Here is a 19,531-nt window from a genome sequence, read left to right as displayed (position 1 = left end):
ATGGAAGCTAAGAGAATCCTTTTGATAGAAGACAATCCGGAAATGCGTGAGAACACAGCCGAAATTCTTGAATTGGCTAATTATCATGTATTGACAGCGCAGAATGGAAAAGAAGGCGTGCAGGTTGCACATCATGAAAAACCCGATTTGATTATCTGTGATATCATGATGCCGGAGCTCGACGGTTATGGTGTGTTGCATATGCTCGGAAAAGATGACCAGACTGCCAATATTCCCTTTGTTTTTCTAACGGCGAAGGCAGAAAAAAACGATTATCGCAAAGGCATGACCATGGGAGCAGATGATTATCTGACGAAGCCTTATGATGATGTGGAACTTTTGAACGCCGTTGAAATCCGATTAAAAAAAAGCGAAAGATTAAAAGGACAATTTACTCGCACAGCTGAAGGCTTGGACGAATTTATTCACGAAGCAAAATCTTTCGATCTGATCACAAAACTTGCGGATGACAAAAAAATAAAAGTACTGAAAAAGAAAGAAACGGTCTACACAGAAGGCAGCTTTCCGTCCAATGTATTCTTTCTCCAAAAAGGGAAAGTTAAGGCTTATAAGTCCAATGACAACGGCAAAGAGTACATCACTGATTTATACAAAGAGGGTGATTTCTTCGGTTATCTGGATTTGCTCCAAGGAGAATCTTATCAGGAAACGGCAATTTCGCTTGAAAAATCAGAAGTGGCGATGATACCAAAAGATGACTTTTTCAATCTTCTCCAGGGGAACAGAGAAGTGGCAACAAAGTTTATTAAAATGTTGTCGAATGAAATAAAAGACCGCGAGGAAAGATTACTTCAGCTTGCCTATAATTCTGTTCGTAAAAGAGTGGCACAGGCGTTGGTTATGCTGGTTCAGCGTTATCAGGAAGATAAATCCAAACCATTTTCGATGGCGATAACCCGTGAAGATATTGCATCGATGGTCGGGACAGCGACAGAAACGGTGATCAGAACTTTATCAGATTTCAAGGAAGAAAAACTTGTGGATATGAAAGGCAGCCTGATAACGGTTCTGGAATACGATAAGCTTATCCGGATGAGAAACTAGCTAAGCCAGCACGGGAGTTTTCATCAGATTTTTCATTTCAACCAGACTGGATATCATGAGTTTATCCATAATTCTTGATTTATACAATGCGATTGCTGAAATGTGAAGGGATAAAATATCAGCGATTGCGGCGGGAGATTCATCTTTTACAAGGTGGGAGAAAATCTCGAATTCCCTTTCGCTGAGACTTTCAAAACGATCCGTTTTTTTGTTATACAAAGCATCCTCAACAATTAGCGAGATCATTTCCGGACTGATAAACCATCTCCCCGAAATGATTGTCTGGCATGCTTTCAGGATTTCGTCATCGTCGTCGCGGTAAAAGCAATATCCATTTACTCCGCTCGTGAGATATCTTTTTATAAGAGTATATTCTAAAATTTTAGAGTAAGCCAGTATGGGAAGTGTTTGACTATAAGCTCTTATTCTCTTGATCAAACCGAGCATATCGGTATTTGGAATAGCCAGATTTACGATGACAACGCTGTAAGAATTATTGGTGATTTTTTTCAATCCATCCGCAGCACTTTCCACCTTTTCAATTAATAAATTCTTGTGTCCATCACCTTCAAAAAGCTTTTTCAAGCCAGAATGCATGTCTAAACCGTCATCTATTAAAAGTATTCGTTGCATAACTTTCTTAATTGAGCAGGGAGGGTTTTCCAGTTAGTGCCAACTGACTCAAAATAATTCAAGTTATGGCACCGCGCAAATATAGTTTTCTTTCCCGGAACAATAAGTAGTTGCAATTCAGGTCAGTTGTAGAAATATATCGACGAAACAAAAACTTCAACCGCATCAATCTGTCTTACCAAGATATTTTACCATTAATGCGCCTGCTCTCTCAGAAGCACCTGCTCCACCCACGAGTGACTGCAATGTCGAATAGTCGGCAAGCTGAGTTTCTCTTTTTGATCCATTTTTCAATATGGCTCCCAATTCCGTTACCAACTGCTTTTCATTCAATTCATCCTGAATCAGCTCACGAACAACCTCTTTTTCCATAATCAGATTTACAAGCGAAATAAAAGGAACCTTGATCAGCTTTTTAGCAACTGCGTAAGAAATTCCGCTGGTTTTGTAACACACAACTTCCGGAATGTTTAGTAAAGCCGTTTCAAGTGTGGCAGTTCCTGAAGTAACCAAAGCCGCCTCCGAAATTGCCAGTAAATCATACGTAGCTTCGTAGACAACTGAAACATTTTGAACTGCTTCATATTTTTGATAAAGCGATGAAGGAAGATTTTTTACACCGGCAATTACAAATTGATAATCAGGAAAATGTGGCTGCACAGTCAACATCAGATCCAGCATATTGATAATTTCCTGGCGACGGCTTCCTGGCAACAAAGCAATCACTGCCCGATTCTCATCAAGATTGTTCTTCTTTTTAAAGTCAGGATCAGGTTTGAAAGCGTCTATCGCATCCATCAGCGGATTGCCGACATAGTCCACTTCGAAATCAAACTTTTTGTAAAAATCTATTTCGAATGGAAATATGACAAACATCTGATCGACGTTTTTCTTGATCTTCCAGGCACGTTTCTGATTCCATGCCCAGACTTTTGGAGAAATGTAATAAAATGTTTTTATCCCGTTTTCTTTTCCAAATTTAGCAATTCGCAAGTTGAATCCCGGATAATCGATCAGGATTATGACATCCGGTTTGTAAGCAAAAATATCTTTTTTACACTTTTTCAGAAATCCTGCAATTTTGCGGATGTTAAGCGCCACTTCCAGAAAACCCATGAAAGCAGTATCCTTATAATGGGTTACGAGATCAATTCCTTCATTCTGCATCATATCTCCTCCCCAACCACGAAATTGTGCTTCCGGATCGTTGGCTTTAATTCCTTTCATCAGGTTGGCGCCGTGCAGATCTCCGGAACGTTCGCCGGCTATGAGGTAATATTTCATGCTTGAAATTTAATTGAGAAGAAAACAAAAAGATCTGAAACGCATCTTAAAATTGATGTTTTCAGATCTTCATAGGCGAATTATTCTCCGTAATATTCAACAAAATTCTTCGGAGTTTCTATAAGTTTTATGTAATGTAATTGTGAGCCCGGAGATACTTCCTGAATTGCCGGGGCAAGAATATTCCAGATTTCCAATACAAAAATTTCACAGGAAGCCATTTTTCCCTGCATAAATTCAACGTCAAGGTTCAGGTTTTTATGATCAACCTTATCCACCACTTTTTTCTTCACCAGATCGCCCAAAACTTTAAGATCTATAACAAAACCTGTATCCGGATCTGGTTTTCCTTTTACAGTAACAATTAATTCAAAGTTATGTCCATGCCAGTTATTGTTGGCGCAAGGCCCGAATACCTCCTGATTTTTCTCTTCTGACCACGCCGGGTTAAAAAGCCGGTGGGCTGCATTGAAATGCTCTTTTCGCGTTACGTAAATCATAAATTTTTCCTTCCCTATGTAATAATGTTACAAAATTACATCTTGTATCGGTAGTTTTGTAAAATTATAAGCAGTAAACTAAAAAAAATACAATTTAATAGCGAAATTCGTGAGTAGATTGATGAATTGAATTACTCTTATCAGGCATTCTTTTCACAGTTTAAGCTCTTTAAACAAATAATCTCACCATATGATTATAGTAACAGGTGCAGCCGGATTTATCGGTAGCGGTCTGATCAGCAGACTCAACCAGGAAGGCTTCAGTAGCATTATTGCAGTTGACGATTTTTCAAAAATTGAAAAAGCAGAAAATCTTGTAGGCAAAACGATCAAGGAAAGGGTTGAACGAGATTCATTTTTTGAATGGCTCGACAAGAACAATCAGGACGTGGAGTTTATTTTCCATATCGGCGCAAGAACTGATACGACAGAATTCGATAAAGATATATTTGACGAGCTCAATCTGAATTATTCTAAAAGGATTTGGGAAAAATGCATTGCTTATCAAATCCCGTTGGTATATGCTTCATCTGCGGCCACTTATGGATTAGGCGAACTTGGCTATGACGACAATGAATCTCTGATTCCTCAGCTTAAACCGTTGAACCCTTATGGAGATTCTAAAAATGATTTCGATATATGGGCATTGCAGCAAGAGAAAAAACCTTTCTTCTGGGCTGGGCTGAAATTTTTTAACGTATACGGACCGAATGAATACCACAAGGGTCGTATGGCTTCGGTTATTTTCCATGCATTTAACCAGATTAAAGCAACAGAAAAGATGAAGTTATTCCGCTCTCACAATCCTAATTTCAAGGATGGCGAGCAAATGCGTGATTTCATTTATGTGAAAGATCTGATCGAAGTATGCCTGTTTTTCATGCACCATCGTAAGGATTCGGGCATATACAATCTTGGAAGCGGAAAGGCGCGTACCTTCAAAGATCTGGTGACGAGCACTTTCCAGGCCATGGACAAAACGCCAGATATCAGTTTTATTGATACGCCGGAAGATATTCGTGACAAATATCAGTATTTTACTCAGGCAAATATGAGTAAATTGCGTTCAATTGGATTCACAAGGCCTTTTTATACACTTGAAGAAGGCGTCAGCGAATACGTGAAAGAGTATCTGACTTCGACAAGTTACCTTTAATTTTTAACGGTCTAAATAACCGATTTTGAATCACAAGTTATGACAGTAGTCATAACTTGTGCATATTTTTATGTATTTTTGAGTCTATATTTAAACTCAATGTCATTTCTATGTGTTATTAATTTAATGACAACCGTAGCGTGATATAATTAAGACTATGAGCAAAGAAGATGAATTGTTGGAGGAAATCACCAGTTCGGAATACAAATACGGATTTGTAACTGATATTGAAGCAGACGAAGCTCCCGTGGGCTTGGATGAAAGCACTATACGGTTTATTTCCGCAAAAAAGAATGAACCAGAATGGATGTTGGAGTGGCGTTTGAAAGCATATACGATGTGGTTGAAAATGCCGGAACCAAAATGGCCGAATGTTCATTATCCAAAAATTGACTTTCAGGCAATTAAATATTATTCAGCACCAAAAAAGAAAAAAGTTGTTGAAAGTCTGGACGATATAGATCCTGAATTACGTGACACTTTCCAGCGTTTGGGAATTTCTCTTAATGAACAAAAAAGACTTTCCGGAGTATCCATTGCGGTCGATGCAGTGATGGACTCAGAATCTGTTTTTACGACTTTTAAAGAATCACTGAGAGAGAAGGGAATTATTTTCTGTTCGATCAGCGAAGCAATACGTGAACATTCAGATCTTGTAAAGAAATACCTGGGATCAGTTGTGCCGCCAAAGGATAATTATTATGCCGCTTTAAATTCGGCTGTTTTCTCCGACGGATCATTTGTGTATATTCCGAAAGGCGTTAAATGCCCTATGGAATTATCTACTTATTTCCGTATTAACGCGGCAGGTACTGGTCAGTTCGAACGTACATTGATCATCGCTGATGCTGATAGTCATGTAAGTTATCTTGAAGGTTGTACCGCACCGATGCGTGATGAAAATCAGTTACATGCGGCAGTTGTTGAGATTTTCGCGCATGAAAATTCGAATGTCAAATATTCAACAGTGCAAAACTGGTATCCTGGTGATAAAGACGGAAAAGGCGGTATCTATAACTTTGTTACAAAACGCGGTTTGTGTGATGGCGCTTTCTCAAAAATATCCTGGACGCAGGTTGAAACAGGTTCTGCTATTACGTGGAAATATCCTTCGGTTATCCTGAAAGGTGACAATTCGATTGGGGAATTTTATTCTGTTGCAGTAACAAATAACATGCAACAGGCGGATACCGGAACAAAAATGATCCATATTGGTAAAAATACCAAAAGCCGTATCGTTTCAAAAGGTATCTCTGCAGGAAAGAGTCAGAACTCGTATAGAGGTTTGGTTCAGGTTTTCAAAAAAGCCGAAAAAGCGCGCAATTTCTCACAATGTGATTCATTGTTATTGGGAGATAAATGCGGAGCCCATACTTTCCCTTATATAGAAGTCAGCAATCCGTCAGCAACTGTTGAGCACGAAGCGACGACTTCTAAAATTGGAGAAGATATATTATTTTACTGCAACCAACGCGGAATTCCTACGGAACAAGCGGTTGCATTGATCGTAAATGGATACGCAAAAGAAGTTTTAAACCAACTTCCTATGGAGTTTGCAGTGGAAGCTCAGAAGCTACTGGAAATCAGTCTGGAAGGAAGTGTAGGATAAGTTGTTTGCCTTTCATTTTTTCAAGTTATGCCAAAAAGCCTTTGATTCATCAAAGGCTTTTTGTATTTTATTGGTATTATTATATTTCAGTAAAAATACCAATCCTCAATGACCCACGTTCCACAGCTGATTGTAGATCTTTCTTTAATCCTGACAATGGCTGGTGTTATCACCATTATTTTCAAAAAATTAAAGCAGCCGATTGTTCTGGGTTATATACTTGCTGGTTTGCTTGTAGGTCCTAACTTCACGATTTTCCCAACTATAACAGACATTAAAACCATTGAGATCTGGGCGGAAATCGGTGTTATCTTTCTTCTGTTCAATCTGGGATTAGAATTTAGTTTTAAAAAATTAGTGAAGGTTGGCAGCACGGCGGCAATTACCGGACTACTGGAAGTGTCGCTTATGCTGGGAACCGGATTTATTACCGGCCAACTTCTGGGATGGGATAAAATAGACAGTTTATTCCTCGGCGGTATCATCGCAATTTCTTCAACAACCATTATTTTCCGTGCTTTCGAGGAGTTAGGTTTAAAAACACAAAAATTCACAAGTGTCGTTTTCGGTATTCTCGTGATAGAAGATTTAACGGCCGTTTTGTTAATGGTTTTGTTATCCACCCTTAGCATAAGCCAGCAGTTTGCCGGGATGGAAATGCTGGAATCGATCGCAAAATTATTTTTCTTTCTGATCTTATGGTTTCTAGGCGGCATTTTCATTTTCCCTACCCTGCTTCGTCGGTTCAGAAATCTAATGAACGATGAAAGCGTGTTGATCACTTCCATAGCACTTTGTTTCGGGATGGTCTTTTTGGTTACCAAAGCTGGTTTCTCGGCTGCGCTTGGCGCATTTATCATGGGATCAATTCTGGCCGAGACAACACATGCGGAAAAGATTGAACATTTGTTAAAACCTGTCAAGGATCTTTTTGGAGCCATTTTCTTTATTTCCGTTGGTATGTTGATCAACCCGGAATTATTAATCGAATATGCCGTTCCCACCGCGATTTTAGTTTTTGTTGTCATTTTGGGTAAAACAACATACGTCACAATTGGAGCAGTTATTTCTGGCCAGCCATTAAAAAAATCAATTCAGGCTGGGATGAGTTTATCCCAGATCGGTGAATTTTCTTTCATTATTGCAAATCTCGGATTGTCATTAAAAGTTACCAGTGAATTCTTGTATCCTATCGCAGTTGGGGTTTCTGTAATTACCACATTTACGACGCCTTATATGATGAAAGCGTCTGAACCATTTTACGAATGGCTCGACAAACATATTCCCGAAAAATGGAGAAATAAACTTAACCGATACAGCAGCAGCACAGAGACTATTGCAAAAAATACACATTGGAAAACTATTCTCCAATCCTATGCGCAGACCGTTGTTTTAAATTCCGTAGTAATCGTTGGAATAATCCTGATTTCCGCCAAACAAATTTCTCCGTTAATTTATCAGCGTGTACCGGAAAGTGATATTTCCAGATGTTCAATATTTGGCGTTACGTTTCTATTTATTTCACCGTTTGTCTGGGCGCTTATTTTCAAAAGATCAAACACAAAAGCATATTCTGCTCTTTGGCTGAGCCGGAGATTCAGTCGGGGGCCTTTGTTGCTGCTGGAACTATCACGCGTCTTAATCGGAATAATTCTGATGGCTGTCTTGCTCGATTCGTTTTTCGCAACACCAACCGCTCTTATGGTGGCAGGCGGAATAATGATTATGGCTGTCGTTCTGTTTTACCAACGCCTGCAATTATTTTACAGCCGAATTGAAGATCGTTTTATACAAAATCTCAACGCAAGGCAGCTGGAAGGAAGTGGAAAATCTAAGAAAATACTGCTTCCCTGGGACGCTCACTTTGCATTTCTGGAAGTAAGCCCGGATTCATCACTTATCGGTAAAAGTTTGCAGGAGCTGGGTATCCGTGAAAAGTTTGGCATCAATGTTGTCCTTATAGAACGCGGTACGAAAACGATTCAGCTTCCCCGGCCAACAGAAGTTTTATATCCTTACGACCGGATTGAGGTAATCGGCACGGATGATCAACTGGATAGTTTTCGAGGGCATGTCGAAATCAGCAGAAACGGAGAAGCTTATTTTGCCCAGGAAGATAAAATCACGTTGCAGCGCATTGAGGTTAAAAGTGAATTTAACATTATCGGAAAATCAATCCGTAACAGCCAAATCCGCGAATCTACGCACGGGATGGTGGTTGGTTTAGAAAGAAACGGAGAACGAATTCTTAACCCGGATTCTTCCATGATCATTGAAAAAGAAGACGTCTTATGGGTAGCCGGGGAAAAAGATCTGATAAAGGAATATATTCAAAAGAAGGATAGTATTTGGTAGGGTTTTTGAGTTTCGGTAGTCCCAACGGCTCATTGTCGGGATAAATTTGCCATCAATGCAAAATTATAGTAACTTGAACTAATCTGTCCACATTAACCGGTTAAGAAATGGAAACCGTCCTTATCCAAGTAACAAATAGCAAGGCATATAAACTTCTGGAAGATCTGGAAGACTTGCATCTTATTAAACTTTTAAAAACTCGCGATCATTCAAAACAAAAACTTTCTGAAAAATATCTTGGTAAGTTGTCTCCCAACGTGGCTGATGAAATGCAAATTCATGTAAAAAAAAGCAGGGAAGAATGGGAAAATCGGGATATCTAATTGATACGAACAGCGTAATCGATTTTCTTAATAATAACTTGCCCGATTCAGGCAGTCAATTTCTTTCGAAAGTTGTTGATGATGTGCCAATCATATCCGTAATTTCAAAAATGGAAGTTCTCGGGTATAACACCCCCGAAAAATCTTATCAAACCCTTCTGGACTTTATAGACGATTCATTTGTAATTGGATTGACCGAAGAAGTGATCGACATGACTATTAACCTGCGAAAAATCAATAGAATCAAACTACCGGACGCCATCATTGCCGCAACTGCACTTGTTTATGACTACACCTTGATTTCTAGAAATATTTCAGATTTTAAGAATGTGAGTGGCTTGGAGCTACTTAATCCACATGAGTTGTAAATTTCAACTCCGCCAACATGCCCTGCAGACCACCCGTGTGAACGGCCACTACGCAGCTCCCTTTTTCAAAAAATCCCTGGGCTATCAAATCATATAAGCCAAAGAGCATCTTACCGGTATAAACCTGTTCCAACTGAATGGAATGTTTGTTTTTAAATTTTTTAATAAAATCAAGAAGTTCTGGTGTATGACGCGCGTAACCTTTAAAATGATATTCGGTCAAGAGTTGCAGATGGCCCGATTCATTATTTCCTTTAAGTAAATCCAGGATATCATTTTTTAAAAACGACCCACCTTTTAATGAAGAAAAAGCCAGCACATCAGATCCCGACGACAGAATTCCGGCAGCAGTACCACCAGTTCCGGCAGCAACGGCATAATAATCTGGTTTCTGATTTAATTGGCCTTCTACTTCAATAGTCATTTCTCTTACCCCTTGTAATGCCCATTTAGAAGTCCCGCCTTCCGGAATAATAAATGAATTTTCAAATTGCCTGGAAAGTTGATCTACATACTCCGGCGAATTCTTTAGCTTATACTCTTCGCGGGAAACATAATGAAGCCGCATACCCTGCTGCTCACAAAATTGCAGCGTTGGGGATTTTCTTTTCTCAGGATCTTCACCTCTCACAATACCAATAGTTTTAAAACCCAGATAAGCACCTGCTGCCGCTGTGGCGTAAATATGATTAGAAAAAGCACCGCCAAAAGTTAAAAGTGTAGTAAAACCCCGATCCTTCGCTTCTTGCAAATTGTATTTTAATTTCCTCCATTTATTTCCGGATACAAATGGATGAATCAGGTCATCGCGTTTTACAAACAGACGAATCCCTGCCTTGTCGGTAATTTCATCTGATATCTGCTGGATAGGTGTCGGTAAAGAAGGAACCAGTAAGTCCACGAATTTTGGTAGTTTTGTAACAAAATAACTTATGATGTAACGATAATCGCCGGCAAGTTTTACTGGCTTTATCTGACATTTTCCATATTACACCATTCCAGATGTCATTAGAAATAATTGATAACAGTGCCGACGAAGAAGACGATTTATTTGAACATTACCGCATCGTAGCCGACAAAGGTCAGACGTTGATGCGTTTGGATAAATTTCTAAATATCCACGTTCCGAATGCTTCCCGCACAAAAATACAAAATGGTATCGAAGCAGAGGCGGTAAAAGTAAATGGGCTTGCAGTTAAATCAAGTTATAAAGTCAAACCGCTTGATGTTATTACGTTACTGCTTCCTGAACCTCCGCGTGATACCGAAATCATTCCTGAAAATATCACGCTTGATATTATTTATGAAGACGATGTATTGCTTTTGGTCAACAAGCCGACCGGAATGGTTGTGCATCCGGCTTTTGGGAATTGGACAGGTACATTGATCAATGCATTAGTTTATCATTTTCAGAACCTACCGACTGGTAGAAATGGAGAAGGTCGGCCGGGCCTTGTTCATCGAATTGACAAGGATACTTCCGGGCTGCTTGTGATTGCCAAAACAGAATTTGCCATGACTTTTCTGGCAAGGCAATTTTCCGACCATACGATCGAAAGGACTTATAATGCGTTGATTTGGGGTGAGCCTAAGGAAGCGAAGGCAACGATCACAGGGCACATTGGCCGCAGCGTGCGTGACAGGCGTGTGATGGATATTTATGAAGACGGATCACAGGGAAAACACGCGATTACACATTACGAAGTGATCAAACCGATGCGATATGTTTCTCTGATCAAATGTAACCTGGAAACCGGCCGGACCCATCAGATTCGTGCACACATGAAACATATCGGGCATCCAATATTTAACGATACAGTTTACGGTGGTGATAAAATTTTAAGAGGGGGAACGACAGGCAGTTTTAAGGTTTTTGTCGAAAATAATTTTAAATTACTTCCTGGACAGGCGCTGCACGCGAAATCGTTAGGATTTATTCATCCGACCACAAAACAATGGATGCAATTTGATACGGAACTTCCGGGAAATTTCCAGGCGATCGTAGATAAATGGGAAAATTTCGTGAAGTATCAATAGCTATATCCAGTAGATATTAGTCACCAAAATGTTTTAATTAGAAAATTTTGCTCATGAAAATTACTACCCGCCAAGGTACACTTGAAGATATCCCTGCCGTTTTTGAATTAGTAAAAGAACTAGCCATTTTCGAAAGAGCACTTGATCAGGTTAGTAATAATGTTGACAAGATGTCGAGAGATTTTAAGGAAAATCTTTTTGAATTTTTCGTCGCAGAAGTAGACAGCAAGATTATCGGATTGTCTTTGTATTATTTCCGTTACTCCACCTGGAAGGGAAAAAGGTTGTATATGGAAGACATCATCGTTACCGAAGATATGCGTGGTAATGGTATTGGAAAAGTTTTATTTGATGCCACTGTGACCGCAGCTAAAAAAACAGGCTCAACAGGAATGATGTGGCAGGTTCTGGACTGGAATACTTCTGCTGTGGGTTTCTACCGTAAATACGGCACCAACTTTGACGACGAGTGGATCAACTGCAACCTGGATTTTTAATAATCCTCAGGTTGATATCAAATACAATATGAAGCCGGATTTACTTCAATAAATCCGGTCTTCTTTCTTTTGTGCGTTTGATAGATTGTTCATATCGCCATTCTTCCACTTTGGCTTCATGTCCGGACAATAATATTTCCGGAACAACATTTCCTTCAAAATCAAATGGACGCGAATAAACCGGAGGAGCCAGTAAATTATCCTGGAATGAATCTGTCAGGGCGGAAGTTTCATCATTCAGAACACCTGGCAACAACCGGATAATCGAATCTGCAAGAACTGCCGCCGCCAACTCTCCACCTGATAAGACGTAATCTCCAATACTGATCTCTTTGGTGATAAACAGATCACGAACGCGCTGATCGACACCTTTGTAATGTCCGCAAAGCATGATCAGATTCCCTTTCAGAGAAAGCTGATTAACCATTTTCTGTTCCATCAATTCTCCGTCAGGCGTCAGGTAAATTATTTCGTCGTAGGCTCTTTCAGCCTGCAAGGCACGGATGCAGCCAGCGATCGGCTCAATCTGAAGTACCATTCCAGCACCACCGCCAAAAGCATAATCATCTATCGAGCGATGCTTGTTGACTGAATAATCGCGCAGGTCATGAACAACAACTTCCACGAATTTCCCTTCCTGAGCACGTTTCAGAATGGAGTGTGCAAAAAAGCTATCCAAAAGATTCGGAACGCAGGAAATAATATCAATCCGCATCATCAGGCGTGTTACTGTTGGAAGAATCGTCAAGATATACTTCCAGTAAACCCTCAGGAAGATTTACCAGCAATCTGTTGTTCTCCTTATCTGCTTTCAAAACAATATCTTCCGCCGTTGGAATCAAGACCTCGACGCCTTTGTAATCCATGGCGATCAGGTCTTGCCCATTCAAAGAGTAAACTTCCCGAACCGTTCCAAGTTCACCCATTTTTTCATCGACCACAGTATAACCTTTGATCTCATGATAATAGAACTCTTCCTCGTCAAGTTCAGCAAGAGAATCGAGTGGCAAATAAAGCGAAGTTCCTACCAGAGCCTGTGCTTTCTCAATGGTATTGACCTCTTCGAATCTTACAATGGCTTTGCTCTGTTTCTGTAAGTTAAAACTCTCAACAAAATATGGAACCAAATCGCCCCTCATTTCGAAATAAACAGAATCCATATCTTCATATTCTTCCGGATAATCTACGTCCAGAAAAATAACTACATCTCCCGTTGTACCATGCGTACGAACGATATAGCCCAATAAAAAACAGCTATCTTGTGTCAAAGTCTTATTGATTAAATTATGCCTGTCCTTAAACAAATATGAGTCTGCACGGTAAAACCGGCAGACCCACAAAGAAAGTATGTTATACTAAATTATTCAGCAGCTGGTGCTTCATTAGTATCTTCTGCCGATACTTCATCAGCAGCAGTTTCGTCAGCCGGAGCTTCCTCAGTTGTTTCCTCAGCAACAACTTCTTCAACTACAGGAGCGTTTTTCTTAGCAATTGCGTCAGCACGTGACTCATTCACTTTACGTTCCGCGTCCAATTTAGCTTGTTTCGCGCTATCTAATTTTTGAGATAATGAATCTGCAGCAGAAACATTACGATCAGTTTTAGATGATTTCCATTCTTCAAAACGTGCGTCAGCAACATCCTGACCGATTGCACCTTTGATAACACCAACTTGTAAGTGTTTGCGAAGCATAACACCTTCGTGGTGCAGGATTGAACGGGCTGTATCCGTTGGCTGAGCGCCTTTAAGCAACCAGTCAACAGCTTTTGCTGTATCTAAAACTACGGAAGAAGGATTAGTACCTGGGTTGTAGCTACCAATCTTTTCGATGAAGCGACCATCACGTGGTGCTCTGGCATCTGCGATTACGATATCATAAATCGCTTTTTGTTTGCGTCCACGACGCGCTAATCTAATTTTAACTGCCATTATTGAATTTGTTATGAAAGGGAACTCGTCCCTGAATTAAACAGGGTGCAAACTTACGGAAAATTATCGGTTCCGTAACTATATATCATAAAAAAAGGGAAGTGAATAATCACCTCCCTTTTTTTGTATCGCAAATCCTATTATTTCTGGAAACCAGCTGGATATGATGAGCGAATTGTGTTGTTAGGCAAAATCTTGATTTCAACACGACGGTTAGATTGAAGACCTTCAACAGTTGTGTTTTCAGCAACCGGACGATATTCACCGAAGTATTCAATTAGGATTCTGCTAGTGTCTTTTAGACCCTGACGAACCAGGAAGCGTTTCGCAGCATCCACACGACGACGGGCAAGAGCCATGTTATAAGAATCAGAAGCACGAGCATCAGTATGTCCTACAAGAACGATACGGCAGTTTGTACGAAGATTCAACAACTCAATAACTTTACTAAGCGTTTCTTTCGAACCGTCACGGATAATCGCTTTGTCAGTATCAAATTCGATGTTACTAAATAACGCTTCGCATTCGTCTTTCGGCAAGTTGTTTTTGATAGCGTCTCTGATAATTTTATCAAGATCCATTGCAACACCACCACCCGAAACTACACTTCCCGCAGGAGTATTCGGTTCTTTGTCGAACAAGTCAGCAACACCGTCACCATCAGTATCTGTGTAAAGACGTGGATCAACTGGTTTTGGCATGTTAGCCTTCGCAACAGAATCTGCATCGTCCATTGTTGGGTTGTAAGGAACCGGAATCAATGACTGTGGATTAGCCCAACGTAAATGGTAACGTCCGCTTCCTGCATCGTAAACTCCTTTCTTAGCTCTTACTGCATTTTTACCAAGTTTGTAAGTTAGAGCAACTTGCAAAACACCCCATCTGTCATTTTTTGAATCACCTTTTGCGAATGTCCAAAGATTAGATTGTGTCTGGTAATCAGTCATGTCACCTACTGTCAAATCCAGTTTTTCAGTATTAACATAGGTATAAGTATAATCAAGACCTAAATCGAAACGGGGAGACAATTCATAATGAACTGCCAAACCTACGGGCATAACCCATTCACGAGTGTAAGTAGATCCGTTGCGTTCCCAGTCACCAGCAGTTTTCGAGCTACCAGCCGTGTTCGAGGATACTTCAAAAACCTCACCTGTACCAGTGTTTGTTGCAGTTAGGTCAGTGTGGTAATACATGATACCAGCTCCCAAATGCGCATCAACTTTCCATCTGCGTAGTTTTTTGTAACCAAAAAGCAAACGGTTAAGATTCATTGTTCCATCTACCGAAACCTGAACGAAAGACGGGCTATTGAAGTAAGCATCGTAAGTATTTGTGATACTTGCATCTCTTGGGTTGGTAATTCTGATACCCTTTTTAGATCCTTGCAGCCAACCGTTGTATCCTGTTAACTGAACACCGAAGATCGGCGATAATTGTTTGTTGATAGAAAGTCCCCATGATCCGGTCAAATCTTCATTATCACCTCTTTTGAAATCGTATTCTTTCAAATCACCAAAGAATTTTGTGATGCCACCATATCCGGTGATCGACCATGTATTCATTTTGTTGGGTCCATCATACGTTCGGTTTTTTTGAGCCAAAGCATCCAGGCTCATGAGTGACAAACAAACTAAAGCAATGTAAAGATTCTTTTTCTTCATGGGAAACACTAGTTATGTGATTCAATTATTCATTAATTATTTACTTAAAAACAGAAAAAGGAAGAAGCCTGTAAGCCGGATTCTGTATCCTGATTTGCATCAGAATTCCTATCATTTATCCAGGATTCCAATCACTCGAAACCTCTAACGATCTACCCGTGTTAACGTTCCCTAAGAAACGGAGACGAGAAGCCTCACAAATTAACACCTATTTGATCTTTCAGCCCGTAAGGTTTACCCTGCCTTCAAAGTCACCCTTGAAGCGGTGGGCTCTTACTCCACCTTTTCACCCTTACCTGACATAAAAAATGTGCCAGGCGGTATATTCTCTGTGGCACTTGCTGTCAGTTGGCCGTTTCCAGCCCGCTGCCTTCCCGTTAGGAAGTACGGCACTCTGCGCTGTCCGGACTTTCCTCCTCGGCATTCACCGCGGCGATAGGACGGCTTATTCCTTTCACTGACCACAAAGCTAAGAAATACTTTCCTTTGATCAGCAGTCAATTTACCATAAAAAGTAAAAAATATGCCTTTTGTTTGCGCAAGTGACAAATTTATTGGTCAAAACCACGCAATCCTTCTACACGCAAATTGATATTCCCCTCTGCGAAAACAACGGAATAAATGTGTTTTGGGGTCAAATATACCTTATCTGGCGTGATCTCCAAAAGCCTTCCCTTGATTTGTACACCGTCAGTAACTTTATAATCAGAAAGTATCTCCTGGACACTCTTTTTTGCGTCGTTCATCTGGCTACCCACCGGAAAAACCATTTGCTTCTCCATCATTTTACTGAATTTGCCTTGCAGTAACCAACCAGCTGTCTTTACAATTGTATTTTTTGTATCAAGATCATAATCCAGATCTTTCAAAGATAATTGCTGCGTGGCAGGATCATAATATGGTATCCCCTTCAAATATATACTTCCGCTCACACTGCCTTTAAGACCAGCTTTGATAATAAGCCGCTCGTTTTGACCATACATTTCTATTGATGTAACTTCTATATTATACTGTCCCCCCAGAAATGAATATTTCTGACCTGATAATTTCGCTGTGGCCAGTCTCGCTGCGTCCTCATAAGATATGAGGCTTATCAAACCAATCCGAAAATCTGAGGTAACTTTATCCGTCAAGGTCAGATCCGGCAACTTTGGCGCTGGTTTCACCAAGGGTTTGTCAGTAGAAGTAATGGTTTGAGTAAAGCCTTTGATACCAATCGACGATCGCAAAACATTGTTGGTCACCAGTAATGGCGTCATAACAATTGCCGTGGGTGTCACTACCAGCCATGTGTCATATTCTTTCGACAACAGAATGGGTTGCCTTGCCAGGTTCCATGCCGCTTCAACATATTTTTTTATCTCAATTCCCCCGGCTACCTGCTGGTCAATAGCTTGCGTTATTTTTTCAAAATTATTGTTCAATAATCTGCTAACCATGCTTTTAATCGGAATCTTGATACCGGCAACCTTCACATTGGGTTCACTGATCCAGTCGTAACTATCGACATACGTTTCCGTATGCAGTTTCCAGTTAGGCAATACCCCGATTTTAGAGATTAACCTGATTTTTATAGAAAATTCTGTATCCTTATATCCCGATAAATTAATTCCCAGCGGACTTACGTTGTAACCAGCGTTAACCCAGATTTTAAGTGGTACTTCAAACAGAAAAGTTGAATCTTTTGCAACAACTCGTATCGGATTTATCTTCCAGACTTTTGCTTTTAAATTGTCCCCGCCGTTATCTGCAAAACTGTTGTCTTCGTAGATAAGGCCTTTCAACTGTGCATTGATTTGCGTTTCCAACTCAGAAACAGGCATTTCTATCGGCAAATTAAGTACCGATAAATGTTTTTCATTTTGAATTTCCGCGTCTGAATACAAATATTCTTCCATAGGCTTTTTGGGCGAAGTGGTTTTTGAACGACAGCTCAACTGCGCCAATCCAATGGCAGCGAACAGCAGAACCCATGTGAGTTGCTTAAAGCAATTATTTAATTTTAACCAGGGTTGCACCGTATCCGAATTTTTCCTTTTGAGCATCTTTAAAATACTGAACATGTTGGTTTTTGCTCAGTCTGCGGTGCAGTTCGTCGCGTAACACGCCACTTCCTGCACCGTGAATAAATGTAATTTCTTCCATTCCATTTCCAATTGCCTGTTCAAGAGAAGTCTCGAAAACGTTCAATTGTTTTTTCAAAATTTCGTCTTTTGATATCCTTGTAAAATCTTCAACGAGCTTTTCAATATGCAGATCTACAATACCTTCCGGTTTTGGAAGTTCAATCTTTGGCGTTGTCGCGCCGCCCATCAAACTGGTACGTAATTGTTCCTGAATATTTGTTTTATCAACAATCACCTCCTCTTTTTTAACATTCTCCTCATCCAGCTGAAATACAAAAGCATCCTTTCCCAATACAGGAGCCGTTCCCTTACTTTTGTAAAAAGACTGCGCTCTGCATTTTATTTTTTTCTGGAAAGGTAATACTGCTTCGTAATTCCCGTCACGGTAATGCAAAATATTAAAAGCAAAAACCGGCCAGGACTCAAAATCTTTCATCTGAAGTTCAGTAAGTTTTTGAGAAGTACGCGGCTGCAACAGTCCGGCTGCAAGTCCGGTATGCGCATTTTCGTACTGGGTGGTAGCAGTAAATGGAAGTATCCAATCGGAATTGTTAATGATATATAAAATTACTGCCTTGTCATTAATGGAAACAAAAGCGATATAAATTCCCTTTTCAGCAAACGCAGCTTGCCTTGGCGCAATTCGTTCCCGTTGCGGCGCAATACTCTGTCCCTCAGGAGTTCTGTTTAATCTCTGAGATTCGACTGGTGAAATCGTTACTAACTCACTGCGCAATACCGGAATACGAAAACCATCTTCAATTTCAACTTCTATAACATTGCCAGGTAAAAAGGCATAAACAATCCCTTCTTCGCGGCCATGAACCAATCTTACTTTATCTCCAATATTCATAATCTTACATTTAAAATAATCCACAGTATACCTAAATCAGGCATCTGTCGATCGCTAAGTTACTTTATTCTTTGCATGATCTTTCGCAGAATATTTCTTGTTAAAAATATAATGGTTTAAAATCAATGCCGTTTTTACTAAACTGTAAAGCCGGAGCCGGAATTTTCAGCGAGTTTGCTAAAAAGGCGACAGTTCTCACAAATTTGCTGCGTGTTTTGATTTTTGTCAGATCAATATCCATCGACAAATAATATTGCCTGTACGGTCGAAAACCCATTTCGATGCTTTTCGATTTTTCGGACGCCACCATATCCTGGATACCATATCCGATGGAGAAACATAACCAGGCCGGCCAGCTGCTTCCTTTAAAAAAAGACTTTGGACTACCTGAATACCAATAGGTTTGGCCATTATAATCTTTCAGCCACCGCTCAGTTGGTTTACTGCCCAACAGATTTGGGCGCTCTTTTGCAAGTGAAGTAAAGTGAAAAGAAAATTTCGGCTGGATTCTCACTTCGTCCCAAAGTGCAATTTGTCCAAGGTAAATCGCTGAACCAGTCAGGTTTGCAACCATGTCGCCGGGCGAAAAACCATATTCGGGAGAAAAACCATCAAGGATTTCAATTGGCGTCTGGAAAATGACTCCTGAAATGGCCCCATAAATCATCATCTGCTTTTTTGAAATTCCTGTTTTTTTATAAATTTCAGCAGTGTGGCGTGCGATCTGATAAGATGTGTAAACGTGCCCCATTTTGTCCATTTGCAGCCACTCATAGGTGTCATCCTTTACCCGGAAGTTCGTTAGCGGGTTTTTATACCAGGATTTGCTCAGCCCGTAAATCGTCCCTAAGTACAATGTTGACTGAGCCGCGAAAATTCCCCGAAGCATTTTGTAGTTCGGTCTTATCTCCCTGACAGAATCTTCTTGAATAAAAGCGATTGAATCTGTCTGACCGTTTGCAGATATCCGGCAAAAAGCCAGGATCAATAAAAAGAAGAGGACTTTTATTTTATAAAAATATTTCATTAAAAATTACCTTCCATATATCGTGACTTACATGGCTTTCGATATCTTCAGGGTTTGCTTTTGATGTATCATTTGCGCAAATTTTGACAAATAATTACAGACTA

General features: G+C 40.1%; 19 protein-coding genes and 1 other RNA gene. 8 read left to right on the top strand and 12 right to left on the bottom strand.

Features of this window, described 5'->3' with window-relative positions:
* Complete coding sequence (locus tag L0657_RS12395; RefSeq protein ID WP_235151112.1) at window positions 1–1,065, top strand: response regulator; 1,065 nt, start codon at window positions 1–3, stop codon at window positions 1,063–1,065.
* Here the strand turns inward: L0657_RS12395 and L0657_RS12390 are convergent, their stop codons facing one another.
* From L0657_RS12390 to L0657_RS12380, 3 genes are all read right to left on the bottom strand, one after another.
* Window positions 1,066–1,698, bottom strand: coding sequence for a response regulator (locus tag L0657_RS12390; protein WP_235151111.1), 633 nt, complete (start codon window positions 1,696–1,698; stop codon window positions 1,066–1,068).
* Between the two features lie 165 nt (window positions 1,699–1,863).
* Window positions 1,864–2,982 (bottom strand): lipid-A-disaccharide synthase, encoded by a 1,119-nt coding sequence (lpxB, locus tag L0657_RS12385; RefSeq protein ID WP_235151110.1) that lies wholly within the window; start codon window positions 2,980–2,982, stop codon window positions 1,864–1,866.
* An 80-nt stretch (window positions 2,983–3,062) separates the two neighbouring features.
* The gene (locus L0657_RS12380) at window positions 3,063–3,482 is read right to left on the bottom strand and encodes a 6-carboxytetrahydropterin synthase (protein ID WP_235151109.1); all 420 of its coding nucleotides are present in this window, start codon (window positions 3,480–3,482) and stop codon (window positions 3,063–3,065) included.
* Between the two features lie 190 nt (window positions 3,483–3,672).
* Between L0657_RS12380 and rfaD the strand changes: the two genes are divergently transcribed.
* The 5 genes from rfaD (at window position 3,673) to L0657_RS12355 (ending at window position 9,293) form a co-directional block, all read left to right on the top strand.
* Entirely contained in the window at window positions 3,673–4,638 is a 966-nt protein-coding gene (gene rfaD / locus L0657_RS12375) for an ADP-glyceromanno-heptose 6-epimerase (RefSeq protein WP_235151108.1), read from the top strand.
* 157 nt (window positions 4,639–4,795) lie between these two features.
* On the top strand, window positions 4,796–6,247 hold the full coding sequence (gene sufB, locus L0657_RS12370; RefSeq protein WP_235151107.1) for a Fe-S cluster assembly protein SufB: 1,452 nt from the start codon (window positions 4,796–4,798) through the stop codon (window positions 6,245–6,247).
* Between the two features lie 108 nt (window positions 6,248–6,355).
* Window positions 6,356–8,602 carry a cation:proton antiporter gene (locus L0657_RS12365; protein WP_235151106.1) on the top strand — a complete coding sequence of 749 codons (2,247 nt, stop codon included), beginning with the start codon at window positions 6,356–6,358 and terminating at the stop codon, window positions 8,600–8,602.
* Window positions 8,603–8,709: 107 nt separating this feature from the next.
* Complete coding sequence (locus L0657_RS12360; protein ID WP_235151105.1) at window positions 8,710–8,925, top strand: hypothetical protein; 216 nt, start codon at window positions 8,710–8,712, stop codon at window positions 8,923–8,925.
* The gene (locus L0657_RS12355) at window positions 8,904–9,293 is read left to right on the top strand and encodes a type II toxin-antitoxin system VapC family toxin (RefSeq protein WP_235151104.1); all 390 of its coding nucleotides are present in this window, start codon (window positions 8,904–8,906) and stop codon (window positions 9,291–9,293) included. The genes L0657_RS12360 and L0657_RS12355 overlap by 22 nt, the downstream gene beginning before the upstream one ends.
* Here L0657_RS12355 and L0657_RS12350 read toward each other — a convergent pair.
* Window positions 9,274–10,194 (bottom strand): 1-aminocyclopropane-1-carboxylate deaminase/D-cysteine desulfhydrase, encoded by a 921-nt coding sequence (locus L0657_RS12350; RefSeq protein ID WP_235151103.1) that lies wholly within the window; start codon window positions 10,192–10,194, stop codon window positions 9,274–9,276. The two genes, L0657_RS12355 and L0657_RS12350, sit on opposite strands and share 20 nt — an antisense overlap.
* Before the next feature lie 101 nt (window positions 10,195–10,295).
* On the opposite strand from L0657_RS12350, the gene L0657_RS12345 reads away from it, so the two are divergent.
* Together L0657_RS12345 and L0657_RS12340 are read left to right on the top strand one after the other, a co-directional pair.
* A complete protein-coding gene (locus tag L0657_RS12345) occupies window positions 10,296–11,330 on the top strand; it encodes an RluA family pseudouridine synthase (RefSeq protein WP_235151102.1) in 1,035 nt (344 codons plus the stop codon).
* A 53-nt stretch (window positions 11,331–11,383) separates the two neighbouring features.
* Complete coding sequence (locus tag L0657_RS12340; protein ID WP_235151101.1) at window positions 11,384–11,827, top strand: GNAT family N-acetyltransferase; 444 nt, start codon at window positions 11,384–11,386, stop codon at window positions 11,825–11,827.
* A gap of 40 nt (window positions 11,828–11,867) precedes the next feature.
* Here L0657_RS12340 and trmD read toward each other — a convergent pair whose 3' ends face one another.
* The 8 genes from trmD to L0657_RS12300 form a co-directional block, all read right to left on the bottom strand.
* A complete protein-coding gene (gene trmD / locus L0657_RS12335; RefSeq protein ID WP_235151401.1) occupies window positions 11,868–12,542 on the bottom strand; it encodes a tRNA (guanosine(37)-N1)-methyltransferase TrmD in 675 nt (224 codons plus the stop codon).
* Window positions 12,532–13,095 carry a ribosome maturation factor RimM gene (gene rimM, locus L0657_RS12330; protein ID WP_235151100.1) on the bottom strand — a complete coding sequence of 188 codons (564 nt, stop codon included), beginning with the start codon at window positions 13,093–13,095 and terminating at the stop codon, window positions 12,532–12,534. Before rimM ends, trmD begins: the two co-directional genes overlap by 11 nt.
* 92 nt (window positions 13,096–13,187) lie before the next feature.
* A complete protein-coding gene (locus L0657_RS12325) occupies window positions 13,188–13,757 on the bottom strand; it encodes a 30S ribosomal protein S16 (RefSeq protein ID WP_235151099.1) in 570 nt (189 codons plus the stop codon).
* A 140-nt stretch (window positions 13,758–13,897) separates the two neighbouring features.
* Window positions 13,898–15,421: an OmpA family protein gene (locus tag L0657_RS12320; RefSeq protein WP_235151098.1), complete on the bottom strand. Its 1,524-nt coding sequence runs from the start codon at window positions 15,419–15,421 to the stop codon at window positions 13,898–13,900.
* A gap of 55 nt (window positions 15,422–15,476) precedes the next feature.
* Window positions 15,477–15,873, bottom strand: an RNA gene (gene rnpB, locus L0657_RS12315) — RNase P RNA component class A.
* 99 nt (window positions 15,874–15,972) lie between these two features.
* Window positions 15,973–17,319, bottom strand: a complete 1,347-nt coding sequence (locus L0657_RS12310; RefSeq protein ID WP_235151097.1) for a DUF4403 family protein — start codon at window positions 17,317–17,319, stop codon at window positions 15,973–15,975.
* Window positions 17,320–17,413: 94 nt separating this feature from the next.
* On the bottom strand, window positions 17,414–18,400 hold the full coding sequence (locus L0657_RS12305) for a DUF2027 domain-containing protein (RefSeq protein WP_235151096.1): 987 nt from the start codon (window positions 18,398–18,400) through the stop codon (window positions 17,414–17,416).
* A 100-nt stretch (window positions 18,401–18,500) separates the two neighbouring features.
* Complete coding sequence (locus L0657_RS12300) at window positions 18,501–19,427, bottom strand: DUF2279 domain-containing protein (RefSeq protein WP_235151095.1); 927 nt, start codon at window positions 19,425–19,427, stop codon at window positions 18,501–18,503.
* Window positions 19,428–19,531: the final 104 nt, after the last annotated feature.

Source organism: Dyadobacter sp. CY345, assembly GCF_021502725.1.
In the GTDB taxonomy this organism is placed as follows: domain Bacteria; phylum Bacteroidota; class Bacteroidia; order Cytophagales; family Spirosomataceae; genus Dyadobacter.
This window is presented reverse-complemented; position numbering and strand designations above follow the sequence as displayed.